The sequence below is a fragment of the Lysinibacillus sp. FN11 genome (genome assembly GCF_024628845.1).
Lineage (GTDB): Bacteria > Bacillota > Bacilli > Bacillales_A > Planococcaceae > Lysinibacillus > Lysinibacillus capsici.
The window spans coordinates 4,489,575-4,505,455 of the sequence record NZ_CP102383.1 but is presented as its reverse complement, the minus strand read 5'-3'; the positions used below and the strand labels follow the sequence as shown (position 1 = coordinate 4,505,455).

Genomic DNA, 15,881 nt, shown 5'->3' with positions numbered 1-15,881 from the left:
TATGGATCCATATGAAGACGGAAAAAGAAAATATTTAAGCCCTCTAGATAAACCACAAGCCGAGCCTCCAAAACCAGTGGAGGCTTTAGTTGAAATACCTACGGTAGCAATTGAAGAGGATCATGTGTCAGATGAACCCCTGATACCTGTTACCTCATTATTGGAGCATCTTAGTGATTTACGTAAGCAAATTATCAAAGGGTTAACGGTTTTTATTTTATTTTTCATTGTTGTCTTTTCTACTATTAATATTTGGTTTCCATTTATAACGCGAGGTCACTCACTCGTTATTTTAGGACCGCTAGAAGTAGTTAAATTTTACATGACGATTTCAACTACTTTAGCTTTTGGTCTTGCAATGCCTTTCCTCGTCCACTTTCTATGGAGCTTTATTAAACCAGGCTTAAAAGAAGAGGAAAGTCGATTTTTAGGCCTCTATGCACCAATCATGTTAGTTCTATTTTTAGTAGGAGTAGCTTTTGGTTATTTCGTCGTAAACCCACTTAGCTATACATTCTTAGTAAGCATTGGAGCTACCAATTTCGATGTCATGGTATCAGCAAATGAATATATGCACTTTTTAATCATGACTACAGTACCGCTTGGTCTATTATTTGAGTTACCGATTGTTGCCCTATTCTTATCAGCCATTGGTGTACTGACTGCTGAATCCATGAAAAAAATACGAGGCTGGTCTTATATCGCAATGGGCGTAGGCTCTGCTGTTATCACGCCTCCAGACTTTATAAGTCAGTTACTCGTATTAATACCGATGATTATTTTGTATGAAATAAGTATTTACCTCGTTAAACGTATAGAACGCAAACAAATTGAAAGCACTGCGTAAATTTTACGCAGTGCTTATTTTTTCTTTAGATCCATCACAATAATTTCTGGTAGATTAAAAATGCGATATGGTACTGAGCTATTACCTAACCCTCTACTAACTACCATTCTCGTCGCGCCTGCTTCGTAGACACCAGCTGTATATTTTGGAAACAGCCCCTGTCCTGGTGCAACAAGTCCTCCAAGCCCAGGAATACGAACTTGCCCACCATGCGCATGTCCCGAAAATACTAAATTTATGTGGTAATTTACATACGTATTAAATAGTTCTGGTCTATGTGCTAGTAACAACTTAAACATATCGTCTGGCAAATAGGCCGTTGCAATGTCCAGCATATCTTCTGTTGTTCTACCCATTAACGGATCCTCAATACCAACAATCGCCAAGCGCTCCCCGTCGCGCTCTAACACGGTCGATTCGTTGGACATAATATGTACCCCTAACGATGACAGCGCCTCATAAATTTCATTCACCTTATTTGACGCTACCTCATGGTTTCCTAGTACATAATAAACATCCGCTATTTTAACTAGTCCTTCCACTGCTTGTAGACTTTGTTTTAAATTATAGCGATTACTATCGATCACGTCACCTGTGATAAAAATATAATCAGGCTTTGTATCCTTTACATTAGCAATCAATTTTTGTTGCTTGTCACCAAAGACAGCGTCATGTAAATCCGAAACTTGTACAATGCGTAGCCCATCAAAGCTGTCAGGCACACTTTCTGATTCAAACACATGTTTACTTACGACTAGCCAGTGATTGTTTACGTACAAAAAAATGACTATAAAAACAACAAAGAAGATACCATATAATAATTTTTTCAATCGCAATCGCTCACTTTGTGGCTACTTTTTTCAGAAATAATTCTGACTTTCTCATTATAAGCAAAAAACAGAGTGATTGTAAGTATATGCACTTTAAATACACAAAATGCACAAATACACTTAACTTAAAATTTTTAGCATTAGATTATGATACACGGTTTAATCTATTTTTCGTTAACTATTGGCATGCTATAATATGGGTAGAAAGGCATATTTTATTATCCACTCATAATACATCACGATTTGGGAAATGCATCTCATTTACTAAAGTGCGAGAATACTAATAAACTTAAATCAGTTAAAGGAGAAAAAAATTGCTGTACTGTAGGTAATGATCCAATTAGTGGACTGTAAACAGTGTTTTACCACCTAATAAATTACATAATTTTCATAATTTTATAACTTTAGAGTACAAATTCCATTTCTAAGTATAAAATTGATGACGAAAAATTTATTAAGTACAGTTGCGCTACATAATATTCTAAATTTAGATGTTAAGAGGTGAAAAAATGTTAAAAGCCATCATAGTTGATGATGAAATTTTAGCGATCCATTTATTAGAAGCTACGTTACATGATAATAGCGCTGTTACTATTATCGGAAAATTCGTGAATCCACTAGAAGCTATAGCAAATATCCCTATACTCAAACCTGATATTCTTTTTTTAGATATAGATATGGCGGAAATGAATGGTATTGAATTTGCTAGTAAGATTGCAGACTTTCCTTTTTTAATGGATATTGTATTTGTCACTGCCTATGAGCGTTTTGCAATAGAAGCTTTTAATGTACAGGCTGTTGACTATATTTTAAAGCCTATTGAGAAAGAACGTTTAATGAAGACAATCAAGAGAATATCCATGCGTAGAAAGCAATTTCAAGTAAAAGCTGCTGTACACCATATAGAGGAAGATGCTCATATAATAGAGGATTTTCACTTTCATGTTCATTCCGGAAGAGTATATATCGGTAACACAGCATTAGCCTTATCTACAAAGGAATTTCAAATTTTTTTCTTTCTAGCTCAACGACCAGGACAAATTTTTCCCCCATCAGAGCTGTATAAGCTTATTTGGGCAGAGGAAAGTATTGGGCATACACAGGCATTGAAGGTTCATATTAGTAATTTACGAAAAAAGCTAGAATCCGTTGCTGGCCATAGAGCAAAGATTATAACAGTGAGGGGTTCGGGATATAAATTCCTTTTCGAGCCTTGAAAAAGAAGGGCACTGCGATTACCTTACGAATCGCGTACCCTCTTTTTGGTTATTTTTTTGCGGCTTCTTGAATCTCATAAAATACCCAATGGTGTTTTGGAACATCTTTAAATAATGGTATTTGATCTTCAATGAGGACTTGACGTTCAAACAGTCGATTTAATACCCTCACTGCTTGTGCACGTGTTAAGAATCCATCTGGATTGAATGTATCGGCTGTTATTCCTGTCATAATTTCCGCTGCATTGACAGTATCAATTGCTTTCACTGCCCAATGATGGACGCTCACATCTTTGAATGCTGCACTTTGTAAGGCTGGTGGACAGAAATCGGCATCAGGACGTTCCACACATTGCTGTTCTATCCAGCGGGCAGCCACCGTAGCCATCTGTGCACGCGTAATCAAGCCGTTTGGATTAAAGTTAGTTGCTGTAACCCCTTTAAACAGACCCTTCTCCTTCGCAAATTCGATTGCATCTTTAGCATCATGTTGGAATGTATCTGTATAGGTTGCCTTTGCTTGCGGTATGGCATTACCTGTTAATTGACGAGCAAACATACTTGCCATCTGTGCTCTTGTAACAGGAGCATTTGGACGGAAGGTACCATCTGGATAGCCTTGAATGTAAGGTAGATGTGTAACACCCTCAGTAGCTGGCTCCTTCACTTCTTCCTTCTCTGGTAAGTAGAGAATAGAGAAGGTGGAGAATTTATTCACTTCAAACTGTAAACCTGTTATTCCCTTTTGATATTCTACAACCTTACCTCGTACAACTTCTTTTGTGCCATCACTATGCTCGATAAAGATCGCCAAATTGGCAAGTTGTTCATCTGTTAAATCTGTAGGCAACGGCAATGTTAATTTAACAGGACGGCTTTGCATATTGGTTTCGATGGTCATCGGACGACCAAGCAACTCAATAACCGCACCTTCTACCAATTGCTGGACAACGGTTTCCCTTTTGGCTTGTTCTTCAATCTCTAGCTGTTTATCATGCCCTTTTATCGGAACGAGTCGGAAGTATAGATTCTCATTAAACATTTCCAATGAAGTTTGTGGCACTTCAATTCTAACGTTATCGGTAACAATTTCGAGATGGACTGCTCCATTTTGCAAAAGTGACAGCACATTTTTCGGAATGGACACTTGGACTTGATTTACTTGATCCTTCTCGTCTGGGATAATAATCCTTGCTTTATCATTCCCTTGTTCCTTTAATTTCCTAATTGTCTCTGTTGCGCTCTGTGCCGTTAATGTCACTTCATCGTTTATAGTGTTATCTACATTTTTTGTTCGTTTTATTGTTGTTTTAGAAACTAGCTCGCCATCACCAGACTCAACATCTACCACAACTTCCTCTACATTGGTTGAAGGTGTTGATGAACCAGAATCAGGATTTGGTGAAGGATCAGTATTGCCCCCACCCGTATTATTAATAATCCATTTTGCGTAGATCACTGTGTTCGCTGTAATAAGAGTATTAAAATTATATGGTGTTGTGTAGGCATTACTTGTATACCAGCCACCAAATGTATAGCCCGCTTTCGTTGGCGCTTTCGTTGGCTGACTTGCTTTTCCTTCATGTACTACCGTCTGATTAGAGACAGCACTTCCTCCGTCTACATCAAAACTTACCGTATGTGTCACAGTCACTGGATTCCATTTTGCATATAATATGATGCTTCCACTACCCATTATGAAAGTTGAAGCTGGTGCATAATCTGTTCCAGTTCCATCTGCTTGCGTGTTCCAGCCCTCAAACGTGTAACCCACTTTTACTAGATTTCCTATATTACCTAGAACTGTTACAGTTTCTCCTTGCTCATACGTTTCACTATCTGTTGGAACTGTGCCCCCTGTGTTTGTATTGCCGTTGTAGGAGATAGTAAACGTACTCATCACAGAAGTATTCTCTAGGGTTCCTGTACTTACTAATGAAGCTTTGTGCGTCGCCGTTTCTTTCACTCTCGTGATAAACGTATACTCTGTATCAGGCGTTAGTTCAATAAAGATCGGACTGTCCTGCCACGTTGTTCCGTTATCTCTACTATATTCTTGACCTACTACCCCATTTAGCGTAATATTTGTCGATGTTTTACTGGCTACAGTTGGGGCTGGCGGAGCACTTGGTCCATCCGCTTTTTCCACAATAGTTGTTTCCCCACTCATTACACTTCCTGTTGCATTTGTTCCATCGGCACTGGCTCTTACTTTAATCGTCTCTCCAATATCTGCTTGAACCAACATATATGTGGAAGAGTTCGCTCCTGAAATGGCCGTGTTCCCTCGATACCATTCATAGGTTGGTGCATCTGCTGTCGTTGGTGGCGTATACGTGATCCCACTAATATCTGCAGTTAACACGCTTCCATACTTCGTCTCTCCCGTGATGCTTATCGTACCTCCCATTTCTGGAACCGCTACAGTTTGAGTTTGTGTTTGGATCGATGTTCCTGTACTTACCAGTGATGCCTTGTGAGTGGGTGTCTCCTTCACTCTCGTGATAAATGTATACTCCGTTTCAGGGATTAGTCCATTAAAAATTAGACTATCCTGCCACGTTGCCCCGTTATCTTTACTATATTCTTGACCTACTACCCCATTTAGCGTAATACTTGTCGATGTTTTACCGGCTTCGATTGGGGCTGGCGGAGCACTTGGTCCATCCGCTTTTTCCACGAAAGCTGTTTCACCACTCGTTATACTTCCTGTCGCATTCGTTCCATCGGCAGTGACAGTAACTTTAATCGTCTCACCAATATCTGCTTGAACTAACGTATACGTAGGTGAGGTCGCCCCTGATATGGCCGTGTTCCCTCTATACCATTGATAAGTTGGCACATCTTCTATCGTCGTTGACGTATATGTGATCCCACTAATATCTGCGGTTAGCATGCTGCCATACTTTGTCTCTCCTGCGATGCTTACTGTGCCTTCTATTACTGGAATCGCTACAGGTTGAGTTTGGATCGGTGTTCCTATACTCACTGACGAAGCTTTATGAGTTGCCGTTTCTTTCACTCTCGTGATAAACATATACCCAGTATTAGGAGTAAGTTCACTAAAGATCGGACTATCCTGCCAGGTCGTCCCGTTATCTTTACTATATTCTTGACCTGCTACTCCATGTAGCATAATACTTGTTGTTGTTTTACTGGCTTCAGTTGGTGCTGATGGAGCACTTGGTCCATCTGCTTTTTCCACAGTTGCCGTCACTTCACTCGTTACACTTCCTGTCGCATTCGTTCCATCGGCAGTAACTGTAACCTTGAGTTTCTCACCAATATCCGCCTCTACCAATGTATACGTGGACGAGGTCGCCCCTGGAATTACCGTGTTCCCTCTATACCATTGATAGGTTGGTACATCTGATGACGTTATTGGTGTATACGTGATGCCACTAATATCCGAGTTTAATACGTTTCCATACTTTGTCTCTCCTGCAATACTTACCGTGCCTCCTATTACTGGAATCGCTACAGGTTGAGTTTGGATTGGTGCCCCTGCACTTACTAGTGATGCCTTATGAGTCGCAGTTTCTCTCACTCTCGTGATAAACATATATTCCGTATCTGGAGTGAGTCCACTAAAGATCGGACTATCCTGCCAGGTCGTCCCGTTATCTCTACTGTATTCTTGACCTGCTACTCCATTTAGCGTAATACTTGTCGGCGTTTTACTGGCGTCAGTTGGTGCTGACGGTGCACTTGGACCATTCGCTTTTTCCACAGTTGCCGTCGCTCCACTCGTTACACTTCCTGTCGCATGCGTTCCATCGGCACTAACTGTAACCTTGAGTTTCTCACCGATATCGGCCTCTACCAACGTATATGTGAATGAGGTCGCTCCTGGAATTACCGTGTTCCCTCTATACCATTGATAGGTCGGCACATCCGCTGTCGTTGTTGGTGTATACGTGATACCACTAATATCCGCGGTTAGCACACCATCATACTTAGCCTCTCCTGTGATGCTTACCGTGCCTCCCAATTCTGGCAAAACAGTTAGTGTCTCAAACATCTCATTTTCACCATAACTAGTCCCCACCGAATTTTTCGCGTACGCTCGGTAATAATAAGTACTACTTGGATTAAGACCTGATAGATCAACACTAAACGCTCCCGTTGTTCCAATAGCAGTTACTTTCTCACTATTCTCCGTAGTTGGTTCGGTACTCGTTGAATACACAATTCCACGTTCTGTAATCTCGGCTCCTCCATCAAAAGTTACCTCCCCACCTACCGTTGCACCTGTACTCGTAATATTTGTCGCTGGGGTTAAGGTTATAACTGTGGGTGCTTGAGTCGGTACATCTGGATTCCCATACAGTATAGTTCCACTATTACCAACTACTACAAACTGGCCATTTCCATAAGTAACCCCCTGTAAAATAGTTTTACCTAAACCAACCGCTTGTTCATACCAATTTATTCCATCTTTAGAGTAATATACTTTACCAGAAGCTGCCACTGTTACATAATGACCATTTCCATAAGATACACTAGTTAAGAGGAAAGACATTGCATCTACTGGTAAATTGTATTGAATTGTCCAATATACCCCATCTGGTGAGGTGAGAATCGTTCCATTTTGACCAACGACCACATATTGACCATTTGCATAAATTACAGATCTTAAAATATTTTTGGTATTAGAGGTTTGCAATAACCAATTTTCCCCATCTGGAGATGTTAATATCGTTCCACCAGCACCTACTGCGACGAATTGATTATTAGCGTATATTACACCATAAAGATGATTTGTCTGTGGGGTTTTTTTTTGCCATGTCACCCCATTGCTTGAAACATACATATTACCTAAATTACCAACAGTAACATATTTATTATATCCATATGTTACTGAATGAAGAGGGGTACTACTATCTACTGAAGTAGCTGTTGTCCATGTTTGCCCATCTGATGACGTATAAAAATTAGATGAATTGTCAACTGCCATAAAATGATTATTTTCATAAACTACTGAGTTAATTGTTTGTAAGGCAGTTATAATAGTTGATTGTGTCCATGATGATCCATTTGTTGAATAATAAGCCTTACCAGTAGTATCAGTAACTACATATTTACCATCACCATAAGCCACTGCTTTATAGTTTACACTTGGAGGTGTTGCTAGTGTAAAATCAGCAAATGCACTGGGTATCCATTGAAAAAATAATAGAAAGATTAGTAGGATACTTACTATTTTCTTATAACGTTGTCTCATAAATATCTCCTCCAACAAAACTATTCCCTCTATGTACCAAATAAAGAAATGGTATACGAATCTAGCATTTTGCACCACCTACTGTTGACTAGGAAATATTCCCTGAATACATATGATAAAATTCAATGCTTGGAAAGGCTGTCGAATATCCAATGCAGAAGGCGCCAATTGACCAGCTGGCGCAATCGTGGTTGTTACATTCCCACTCACTGTTCCACCTGAGACAGTAAATGGCTTCAAGGTTGTATCCGTAGCTCCTGTCGTATAAAAATCTGCTGTTCCCATACCGTGATCTACAGAAGCTGCAAGACTTGCATTATTTGGTGAATTACTTCCTCCCCCTTGAGAGGAGGCTGGAATCGCAACGTTCATATTACTTACAGTTAAATTAGATGTAGACGTAGTTGCACTATGAGTATGCTGTGGCATATTTAATGGAGAAAGTGTTACTTTCTCCACACCACCAGTCTGTCCTAGATTACATGGAGTGACTCCTGGTGGTATAGTTCCTCCCATTCCCCCATTCCCACACGCGCCTACTGGCACACGTCCATTCAAGTTTGGTAAACAAAAAGTATTCTTTCCGTCTCCACCATAACGAACTCCTAATACAGCAAATAAAGCTTGATTCTGTTGAATTGAAAGTTCTTGACCGTTGCAAAATGCCCAGCCCTGTGGAGCAAATGATGCTGGCCATGCTACAATCGTTCCTGTGTAATTCTCCGCCATAATATACCTCACTTTGATTTTATTTAAATTTAAAAATAGATTTTATTTATTCTGGAGTAGGGAACCAACCTTGAATACAAATAATATAATTCAACGCTTGGAAAGGCTGCCGAATATCCAATGCAGAGGGCGCCGATTGTCCAGCTGGAGAAATCGTAGTTGTTACATTCCCACTTACTGTTCCACCAGAGATGAGAAATGGCTTCAAGGTTGTATCCGTAGCTCCTGTCGTATAAAAATCTGCTGTTCCCATACCGTGATCTACAGAAGCTGCAAGACTTGCATTATTTGGTGAATTACTTCCTCCCCCTTGAGAGGCGGCTGGGATTGCAACGTTCATATTACTTACAGTTAAATTAGATGTAGACGTATTTGCACTATGAGTATGCTGTGGCATATTTAATGGAGAAAGTGTTACTTTCTCCACACCGCCAGTCTGTACTAAATTATATGGCGTGACCCCTTGAGGTATAGTTCCTCCCATTCCCCATTTCCCACAAGCACCTACTGGTACACGTCCATTCAGGTTTGGTAAGCAAAAAGTATTCTGTCCGTCTCCACCATATCGAAATCCTAATACAGCAAATAAAGCTTGATTCTGTTGAATTGGAAGTTCTTGACCGTTGCAAAACGCCCAGTACTTTGGAGCAAATGGTGCTGACCATGCCACAATAGATCCTATATACATTTCGGCCATAATTTATACCTCACTTTAATTTTATTTATTATTACAGTGGGAAAGTTCCTTTAATTCAAATATGCTTGAAAAGGTTCTCCGACACTCACGTTAACTTAAAAATTCGTATTAGTATTCGATCTTATAAAAATCAGCATTCCCTCACTTTAACTCCAATGCTAAAAACTACTTAGCAAGTTCAAATTCAAAAAACCATTTATTAATTCCTATGCCACGCCATCATCACATACGGCCCTACCTCTCCCGTCACAACAAACCCACATCTCTCATATAACCTCTGTGCAGGATTCCCCATCAAAACATTTAATTCTATTGGCAATCTCAATTCAAGAGCTATACGTTGAAGTTCCCTCAATAGCACTGTACAGATTCCTCTCCCTCTATATTCAGGAAGTATGAAAATATCAATCAGACGTATTACTTCTTGCTGTACCTCGGTTATTAATCTACCAATACCTACATCTTCATACATTATGAGTTCATAGTTGGCATTAGGAAATTGTTGCTGATAAGAAGCTTTTTGAGCACCATATTGCATACGTAATAAACCTTCTATTTGTTGCTCATCCAATTCTAATATGGCAAATTCATTTTTTCTTGTAGATACAAATAATGAATAAAGGGTATCTTCCTCTTCAGGTAATGCCACTCGCAATTTCACTTTATCTTTCATTTTTGCTTTGCCACTCACCTCTTTCCTGAAATTTCAAACAATATCAAGCAACACTCGCTAAAATATCCTTATTTTCTTCTTGTATAGATACAACTTCTTGGATTTCCATTTCCAAAACCCTTGCTATCTCGGAAGGTGTATGCTTCGTAAACAACATGTACATAGCTTTTATTTTCTTTGCTTGATCCCCAGAAACTTTTAGAGTATTTGAGATTTCGGCTAAATCCGTATGGTTCTCTATCAAATACGATCCTAATAAAGTATTAGTGATTTTTTGTAACTCATTTTGATCCATAGCATTTTTGCATAATGCTTCTGCAGCTATACTCGCTGCCACTGATAAATCCATCCCTTTTTCATGCATACGTTTCATCGCATTAAATTGATCAGACCATTTGCGTAATGTATAATTTTGTTCCTTTACTAAGAAAACTAGCTCTCGATGATTTACAACAGTATCTTGTAAAAGTTCTGTCTCTTTAAATGTCATTGCAAGATCTTTAAAGAAAGCATTAACTTGACTTTGTCCACGATAAATCTCTTGTTTAGTCTTCGTTAAATCCTCTTTTGCCTTATTCGTTTCTGCTTGAATATTTTCAAAATACTCTTTCCGCAATTCTCCTTGAATAATTCCTGTAATAAGGTAGAGGACAGCGGCTATTGCACCAAGCGTACCTAGTTTCGCAACTAAGCTATCCAGCACTTTTATTTTTCCAATCCATTGATTAACTACAAATAATGTAAGCGCCACATACTTATCTAAAGCGATTTTTTTATAAGAAGGCACAACGATTGATAAAGAAATCAGTGGCAACGTATTTTTAAAGCATTTTCTCCATTCGAGGAATTCCATTAGCAAACTATTTAAATCATCTTGGATATCATGCTTTAAAATATTTAAGTCAATTGATGTTTCACTCAACTCACTTTTCAGCTCTTTTAAAAGCTTAATTGCTTGTGCCTTTCGCTCTGGGTTATCTGTACGAAATAGATTATCACCAAGCCATGCACTAATTTCTAAATCCTCGTCCAATAGCTTAGAAATGATGCTATCAATTCCCTCTTTACATTCAGCAAGCTTATCTTCTACTTCATAAATATTTTTTAGTGCGGGCTGTAATTCTTCGACATAGGTTGTTAATGTTGCTTCTGTAATCGCCATATTATCCATCCATTCTAAGATTATTTTTTAGCTAACAATTGCTATTAAATCGCTATTTGTCTCTTGAATTGTCATAACCTCGTTTACATCCATTTCCAAGACTTGTGCAATCTCATCTGGTGTATGCATTTTAAATAACATGTAGGTTGCTTTTACTTTTTTAATTCTTTCTAAGGACATATCAAGCTTTTGAGAAACTACACTATTGGGCTCTCCCATTTCAATAAGGTAGGCACCCATTAACAGTTTGCTGTAATTGTCTAATTCATTTTCATCATCTTGTTTATTTACTAGATTTGCAGCAACCACTTCTGCTGAAAATTCAATATCTAAGCCTTTATTAATCATTCGCTTCATCGAATCATATTGATCCGACCAACGTCTTAATGTGCCAGCCTGTTGTTTAACAAACGATACTAGCTCCTGATGGTTTGTATATGACTTTGTTAACAAGCCTGTTTCTTGAAAGCTCTTTGCCACATCTTCAAAAAAGGTATTTACTTGCACCTGCACATCATTGATATCCTGCCTTAGCTTTTTAACATCCTCCATGGCAGCCTTTGTTTCTTTTTGGATATTTTCAAATAGCTCCATTCTTTTTTCGCCTTGAATTATTCCATCTATTAACACCACCACAACAATAAGACCTACAACACCTAACCCTAATACCTCAAATATTGGTAGTAATATATCTTTCAAGACGACGGTTAATACAAACCCTAGCATTAATCGATGAAAGGGGTTAAAAGCCTGGAATTTAGGTACAGCTATGGAAAACGCAATAAATGGTAACCTATTATCAAAGTAAGTTTTCCAGTCCCCATACTCTTTTAATAAAGTATTTAATTCATCTTGGATATCATGCTTTAAAATATTTAAATCAATTTTCGCATTACTTAATTCATTGTTTAAGTCATTTAACAGTTGAATAGCTGTTTCTTTCCTTTTCGGGTTATCTGTCCGAAATAGATTATCACCAAGCCATGCACCTAGATCAAATCCTTCATCTTTTAATTTAGATAAAATACTGTCTATATCTCCACCGGCTTTTCCAAGCTTGTCTTCTAGTTCAATTATATTTTTAATACTGGGTTGAAGTTCCTTCACATAATTGTCTAATTGGTATTCCGAAATTGGCATAGCATTCTCTCCTTTCTGTTTAGGAAATAATTAAAGAAAATAATTCTTTATTTTCTTTATAAAAAGCTTCAATCTTCATCAATTCCAAATTCACTTGTTCAGCAACTACTACTATGCTCTCTTGGTTTAACAATAAGTATGCTGCTACTAATAGCTTTGCATGTTGTTCAGAAAGCTTTAAATCTTGTGCTAATGTCACATAGGTCGCGCCTGTTTCAAGTAGATAAGCTCCTTGTAAAACTCTCTGGTTTTGATAGATTTGCGCTGATTCCTCTAAACTTTCGCTTAATACTTTTGCCGTTAGTTGTACAGCCTCTTGGAATTCCATATCTTTTTCAAGCATTGTATGAAGCATTTGATAATGATCGGCCCATATTTTCAACTGCTCACCCTTGCTTTTAATCTCAGCAATGAAATCAAGTTGCGTATAGGACGATTCTGACAATCTATCACTTTGATTTAAATTTGAGACGACATCGCCAAATTGTCTGTCCAATTCAATTTCAGTATCCATAATGATTGACATTAATTTAGCAGCACTGCTTTTTGCTTCATTTATTTGCTCTTTTATGTTCACATCAAAATTGTCTAGGGTTACTATTATTTCATTTACTTGACTCGATTCAATTGTTGCAGTTAGAAGGGGTAATTTTGTTACTATCTCTTTTTCAATTAAGAGGAACAGCACTATGTTGAATTGAACATTTGAAGAAAGACTTGTCTCAAAAGGGATGCTTGATACTGCAAATGGAAGTAGGGGAAGCATATTCTTTAAAGTTTGCTGTAATTCTCTGTTATTTTTTTGCAAAGTGTTTATTTCATTGACAAGTAGCTGTTTAATATGTGCCATACCAATTAAAGATTTTTGTAAATCCGATTGTAGTATTCTTACTTCTTCGAGATGTTTTTCTTTCTTTTTACTTGCTAATAAAAATCTCCTTTCTTTTTTTTGAATATAGTTTTTGATACTGCTGTCAATGTGTACAATGACACTTTCGACCTGTCCCTCTAAATTAAAAAAGTACTGAATCGTTTGCTGTAACTTTTCTTCATATGTCTGTAAAGCCGTATTTGATATTGGCACTTCACATTCACCTCTCTTTAGTTTTTAATAATGGACGGGAATCAGCTTCAAAAGACTTGATACGTTTATTGCCACCTCATTTTTAAATAGAGTTCATCAGTTGACACTACATGAAATCCTAGTCTCTCATATAGATTTCTTGCAGGATTTGTATGAAGAACTTGTAATATCACTGGTTTATTTTCTTCTTTTGCCTTTTGCTGAAGATTGCTAATGAGATAAGATCCTACTCCATTACCTTGAAAACTTGGCAAAATAGAAATATCAATTATATGTAGTCGCTCAGGTAAATCTTCTGTTAACAACCTTCCAACATATTGCTCATCTGAAGTAATAATACAATGGCTTGCATGTGGAAATTGTTGTCTATATGAGGTTTGCTGTGCGCACCACTGCATTTCTAAAAAGCGCTGTATTTGTTCAGCAGACCATCCCCATGAATCTATTTCTTTCCTACGAGAAGAAGCATAGACTTCGTAAAGGAATGGCTCGTCGTCTTTCGTAATAGACTTAAGCTCTACTTTCATCCTCTCGCCCTCTTCTTTTCTTGAATAGCTTACTAATTATAGAGTCATATCCTATATATCCCATACTTCATTTATCACAAAATTCAGATTTTTAAAATCCTAGTAATAAATATTACTTAATACCCAAATAAAAAGTCTGTTATTGCATTTATTTTGTGGCTTTTAGCCTTTTTTTCATTATATTATAGGTCAATAGATTTCACTATGAATTTATTCCATTTTTTAGGTTAATTTTTCTTAACCTTTTATTATGATTAGTGATACTAGTAGCTAAAGTGTAGTTATTGGCTTCTTTTTAACTATCAAATGGATTTAATTCCATTATACTTACTTTCCTGTAGGCGAGCGCTGATCCGCTTCCATTCCATGCAGGGTTCGCCTGTCTCGCTATCCCACCGGAGTCAAGTAGCCTTCCAATCCGCCCCACAAAAGTGTTACCTTTTTAGCAAAGGTTTTCAAATAAGGTGGAGGTCTTCACTACTCTTATGAAGAGGTGTTGTCACCCATCACTTCTCTACAATGAAAAAAAGCCTATTCTTTCTCTAGTAATACAAATAATGGGCTATTTTGTTCACTACAGCTAAGTATGAAAGATAGGGAAAAGTTGACATCATTTTTTTCAACACAATGAAGAATCTGCTAGAAAGCTAGCAGATTCTTTTGATTGTTCACCTTATTAATCTAATTGGAATCGGGAAAAGATCTTCCATACTAGCTCATTCCGATTCGAGACATTTACTTTTTGAAAAATTACCTTTAAATGATCTTGTACTGTGTAAGTTGAAATATCAAGATTATGAGCAATTTCTTTTGTAGGAATCCCTTTAATAATTTCAAACACTACTTCCTTTTCTCTAGGGGTAAGATTATAGGCCGTTATTAAAAAATTGAGCATTTCTCTTGATGATGCTTCATTTATTAATAAAGCAATTTGCTTTTCTTGTTGGCTTGTCAGCAAAAGTGATGCCCGAATAGCAATATAGCCTGTATCTTTGATAGGTACTATTAAAGAAGTATTTGAATTGTAATTGTCAGCTAGTAGCTTTGCGCATATAGCTTGAATAGGCTTAGGTACTTGTATATCGGCTAAACTTTCATACTTTCTTAAAATAGAGAGCAATTCACAAGCTTTGGTATTACTTGAAAGAATTTTTAAACTTTTATCAAAAATAACAATGCCTTGTTCTCCTTCTACAGCTGGAATCCTCTCCTCAATAATATAATGATGGAACTCCTTTAACGATTGCCCCATAATTGGCATCAGTATTTTTATAAGCACTAGATCTTGATCTTGAAATAAAGGCTGCTCATTTTCAGCTCTTTTGAAAAGTGTTAAAAACCCATAGCATTGTCCTTGATAGGTTAATGCAGCTCTTATTTCATCACTAAAACCATTGGGCATAAACACTTTTTTATAACGGAAGCTTTGACTTGACGAATCGCTTAACCTACCTATGTTTTGACCACTTTGAACTAAGAATCCATATTTATTTACATCTTCTGTCGTATATTCCAACTCCATAATCTTCTGATGAATCGCCTCTATTGATTTTTCTGTGACTGCTCCTACTGAAAAAAGTGTATGTGCATCCGTTAATGTACAGCAATAAGCATCAAAATTTATATGCGTTCTTAGAGCTTCTATCATCAATTGACGATATTCAAATGAATTTTTGCTGTGCTTGAAGCATTGTTCAGATTTTCTTTGCCAATAGTGTGCTTCCTTCATAAAAACCTACCTCCCCCCAGAA

12 protein-coding genes are annotated in these 15,881 nt (G+C 37.6%); 2 read left to right on the top strand and 10 right to left on the bottom strand.

The features are described from left to right. Position 1 precedes the first annotated feature (1 nt). Positions 2–847, top strand: coding sequence for a twin-arginine translocase subunit TatC (gene tatC / locus NP781_RS23620; protein ID WP_048390786.1), 846 nt, complete (start codon positions 2–4; stop codon positions 845–847). Between the two features lie 14 nt (positions 848–861). Here tatC and NP781_RS23615 read toward each other — a convergent pair whose 3' ends face one another. Next, positions 862–1,677, bottom strand: coding sequence for a metallophosphoesterase (locus NP781_RS23615; protein WP_221681353.1), 816 nt, complete (start codon positions 1,675–1,677; stop codon positions 862–864). A gap of 509 nt (positions 1,678–2,186) precedes the next feature. Between NP781_RS23615 and NP781_RS23610 the strand changes: the two genes are divergently transcribed. After that, positions 2,187–2,894: a response regulator transcription factor gene (locus NP781_RS23610; protein WP_257520948.1), complete on the top strand. Its 708-nt coding sequence runs from the start codon at positions 2,187–2,189 to the stop codon at positions 2,892–2,894. 49 nt (positions 2,895–2,943) lie between these two features. On the opposite strand, the gene NP781_RS23605 is transcribed toward NP781_RS23610, so the two are convergent. From NP781_RS23605 to NP781_RS23565, 9 genes are all read right to left on the bottom strand, one after another. Then, on the bottom strand, positions 2,944–8,118 hold the full coding sequence (locus NP781_RS23605; protein WP_257520947.1) for an S-layer homology domain-containing protein: 5,175 nt from the start codon (positions 8,116–8,118) through the stop codon (positions 2,944–2,946). A 78-nt stretch (positions 8,119–8,196) separates the two neighbouring features. Continuing rightward, positions 8,197–8,847 carry a phage tail protein gene (locus NP781_RS23600; RefSeq protein WP_221681351.1) on the bottom strand — a complete coding sequence of 217 codons (651 nt, stop codon included), beginning with the start codon at positions 8,845–8,847 and terminating at the stop codon, positions 8,197–8,199. A gap of 46 nt (positions 8,848–8,893) precedes the next feature. Further along, positions 8,894–9,544, bottom strand: coding sequence for a phage tail protein (locus NP781_RS23595; RefSeq protein ID WP_257520946.1), 651 nt, complete (start codon positions 9,542–9,544; stop codon positions 8,894–8,896). 199 nt (positions 9,545–9,743) lie between these two features. Next, entirely contained in the window at positions 9,744–10,217 is a 474-nt protein-coding gene (locus NP781_RS23590) for a GNAT family N-acetyltransferase (RefSeq protein WP_257520945.1), read from the bottom strand. Positions 10,218–10,260: 43 nt separating this feature from the next. Then, positions 10,261–11,379 carry a hypothetical protein gene (locus NP781_RS23585; RefSeq protein WP_257520944.1) on the bottom strand — a complete coding sequence of 373 codons (1,119 nt, stop codon included), beginning with the start codon at positions 11,377–11,379 and terminating at the stop codon, positions 10,261–10,263. A gap of 27 nt (positions 11,380–11,406) precedes the next feature. After that, positions 11,407–12,519, bottom strand: coding sequence for a hypothetical protein (locus tag NP781_RS23580; protein ID WP_004233180.1), 1,113 nt, complete (start codon positions 12,517–12,519; stop codon positions 11,407–11,409). A gap of 19 nt (positions 12,520–12,538) precedes the next feature. Continuing rightward, a complete protein-coding gene (locus NP781_RS23575) occupies positions 12,539–13,603 on the bottom strand; it encodes a hypothetical protein (RefSeq protein WP_257520943.1) in 1,065 nt (354 codons plus the stop codon). A 65-nt stretch (positions 13,604–13,668) separates the two neighbouring features. Then, the gene (locus NP781_RS23570) at positions 13,669–14,130 is read right to left on the bottom strand and encodes a GNAT family N-acetyltransferase (RefSeq protein ID WP_257520942.1); all 462 of its coding nucleotides are present in this window, start codon (positions 14,128–14,130) and stop codon (positions 13,669–13,671) included. A 676-nt stretch (positions 14,131–14,806) separates the two neighbouring features. Then, positions 14,807–15,859: a helix-turn-helix transcriptional regulator gene (locus NP781_RS23565; protein WP_257520941.1), complete on the bottom strand. Its 1,053-nt coding sequence runs from the start codon at positions 15,857–15,859 to the stop codon at positions 14,807–14,809. Between the last annotated feature and the right edge of the window lie 22 nt (positions 15,860–15,881).

Bases quoted from the DNA above. Each gene is read 5' to 3' on its own strand.
- tatC (WP_048390786.1), top strand. From the start codon at position 2: ATGGATCCATATGAAGACGGAAAAAGAAAATATTTAAGCCCTCTAGAT.
- NP781_RS23610 (WP_257520948.1), top strand. From the start codon at position 2,187: ATGTTAAAAGCCATCATAGTTGATGATGAAATTTTAGCGATCCATTTA.
- NP781_RS23605 (WP_257520947.1), bottom strand. From the start codon at position 8,118: ATGAGACAACGTTATAAGAAAATAGTAAGTATCCTACTAATCTTTCTA.
- NP781_RS23600 (WP_221681351.1), bottom strand. From the start codon at position 8,847: ATGGCGGAGAATTACACAGGAACGATTGTAGCATGGCCAGCATCATTT.
- NP781_RS23595 (WP_257520946.1), bottom strand. From the start codon at position 9,544: ATGGCCGAAATGTATATAGGATCTATTGTGGCATGGTCAGCACCATTT.
- NP781_RS23590 (WP_257520945.1), bottom strand. From the start codon at position 10,217: ATGAAAGATAAAGTGAAATTGCGAGTGGCATTACCTGAAGAGGAAGAT.
- NP781_RS23585 (WP_257520944.1), bottom strand. From the start codon at position 11,379: ATGGCGATTACAGAAGCAACATTAACAACCTATGTCGAAGAATTACAG.
- NP781_RS23580 (WP_004233180.1), bottom strand. From the start codon at position 12,519: ATGCCAATTTCGGAATACCAATTAGACAATTATGTGAAGGAACTTCAA.
- NP781_RS23570 (WP_257520942.1), bottom strand. From the start codon at position 14,130: ATGAAAGTAGAGCTTAAGTCTATTACGAAAGACGACGAGCCATTCCTT.
- NP781_RS23565 (WP_257520941.1), bottom strand. From the start codon at position 15,859: ATGAAGGAAGCACACTATTGGCAAAGAAAATCTGAACAATGCTTCAAG.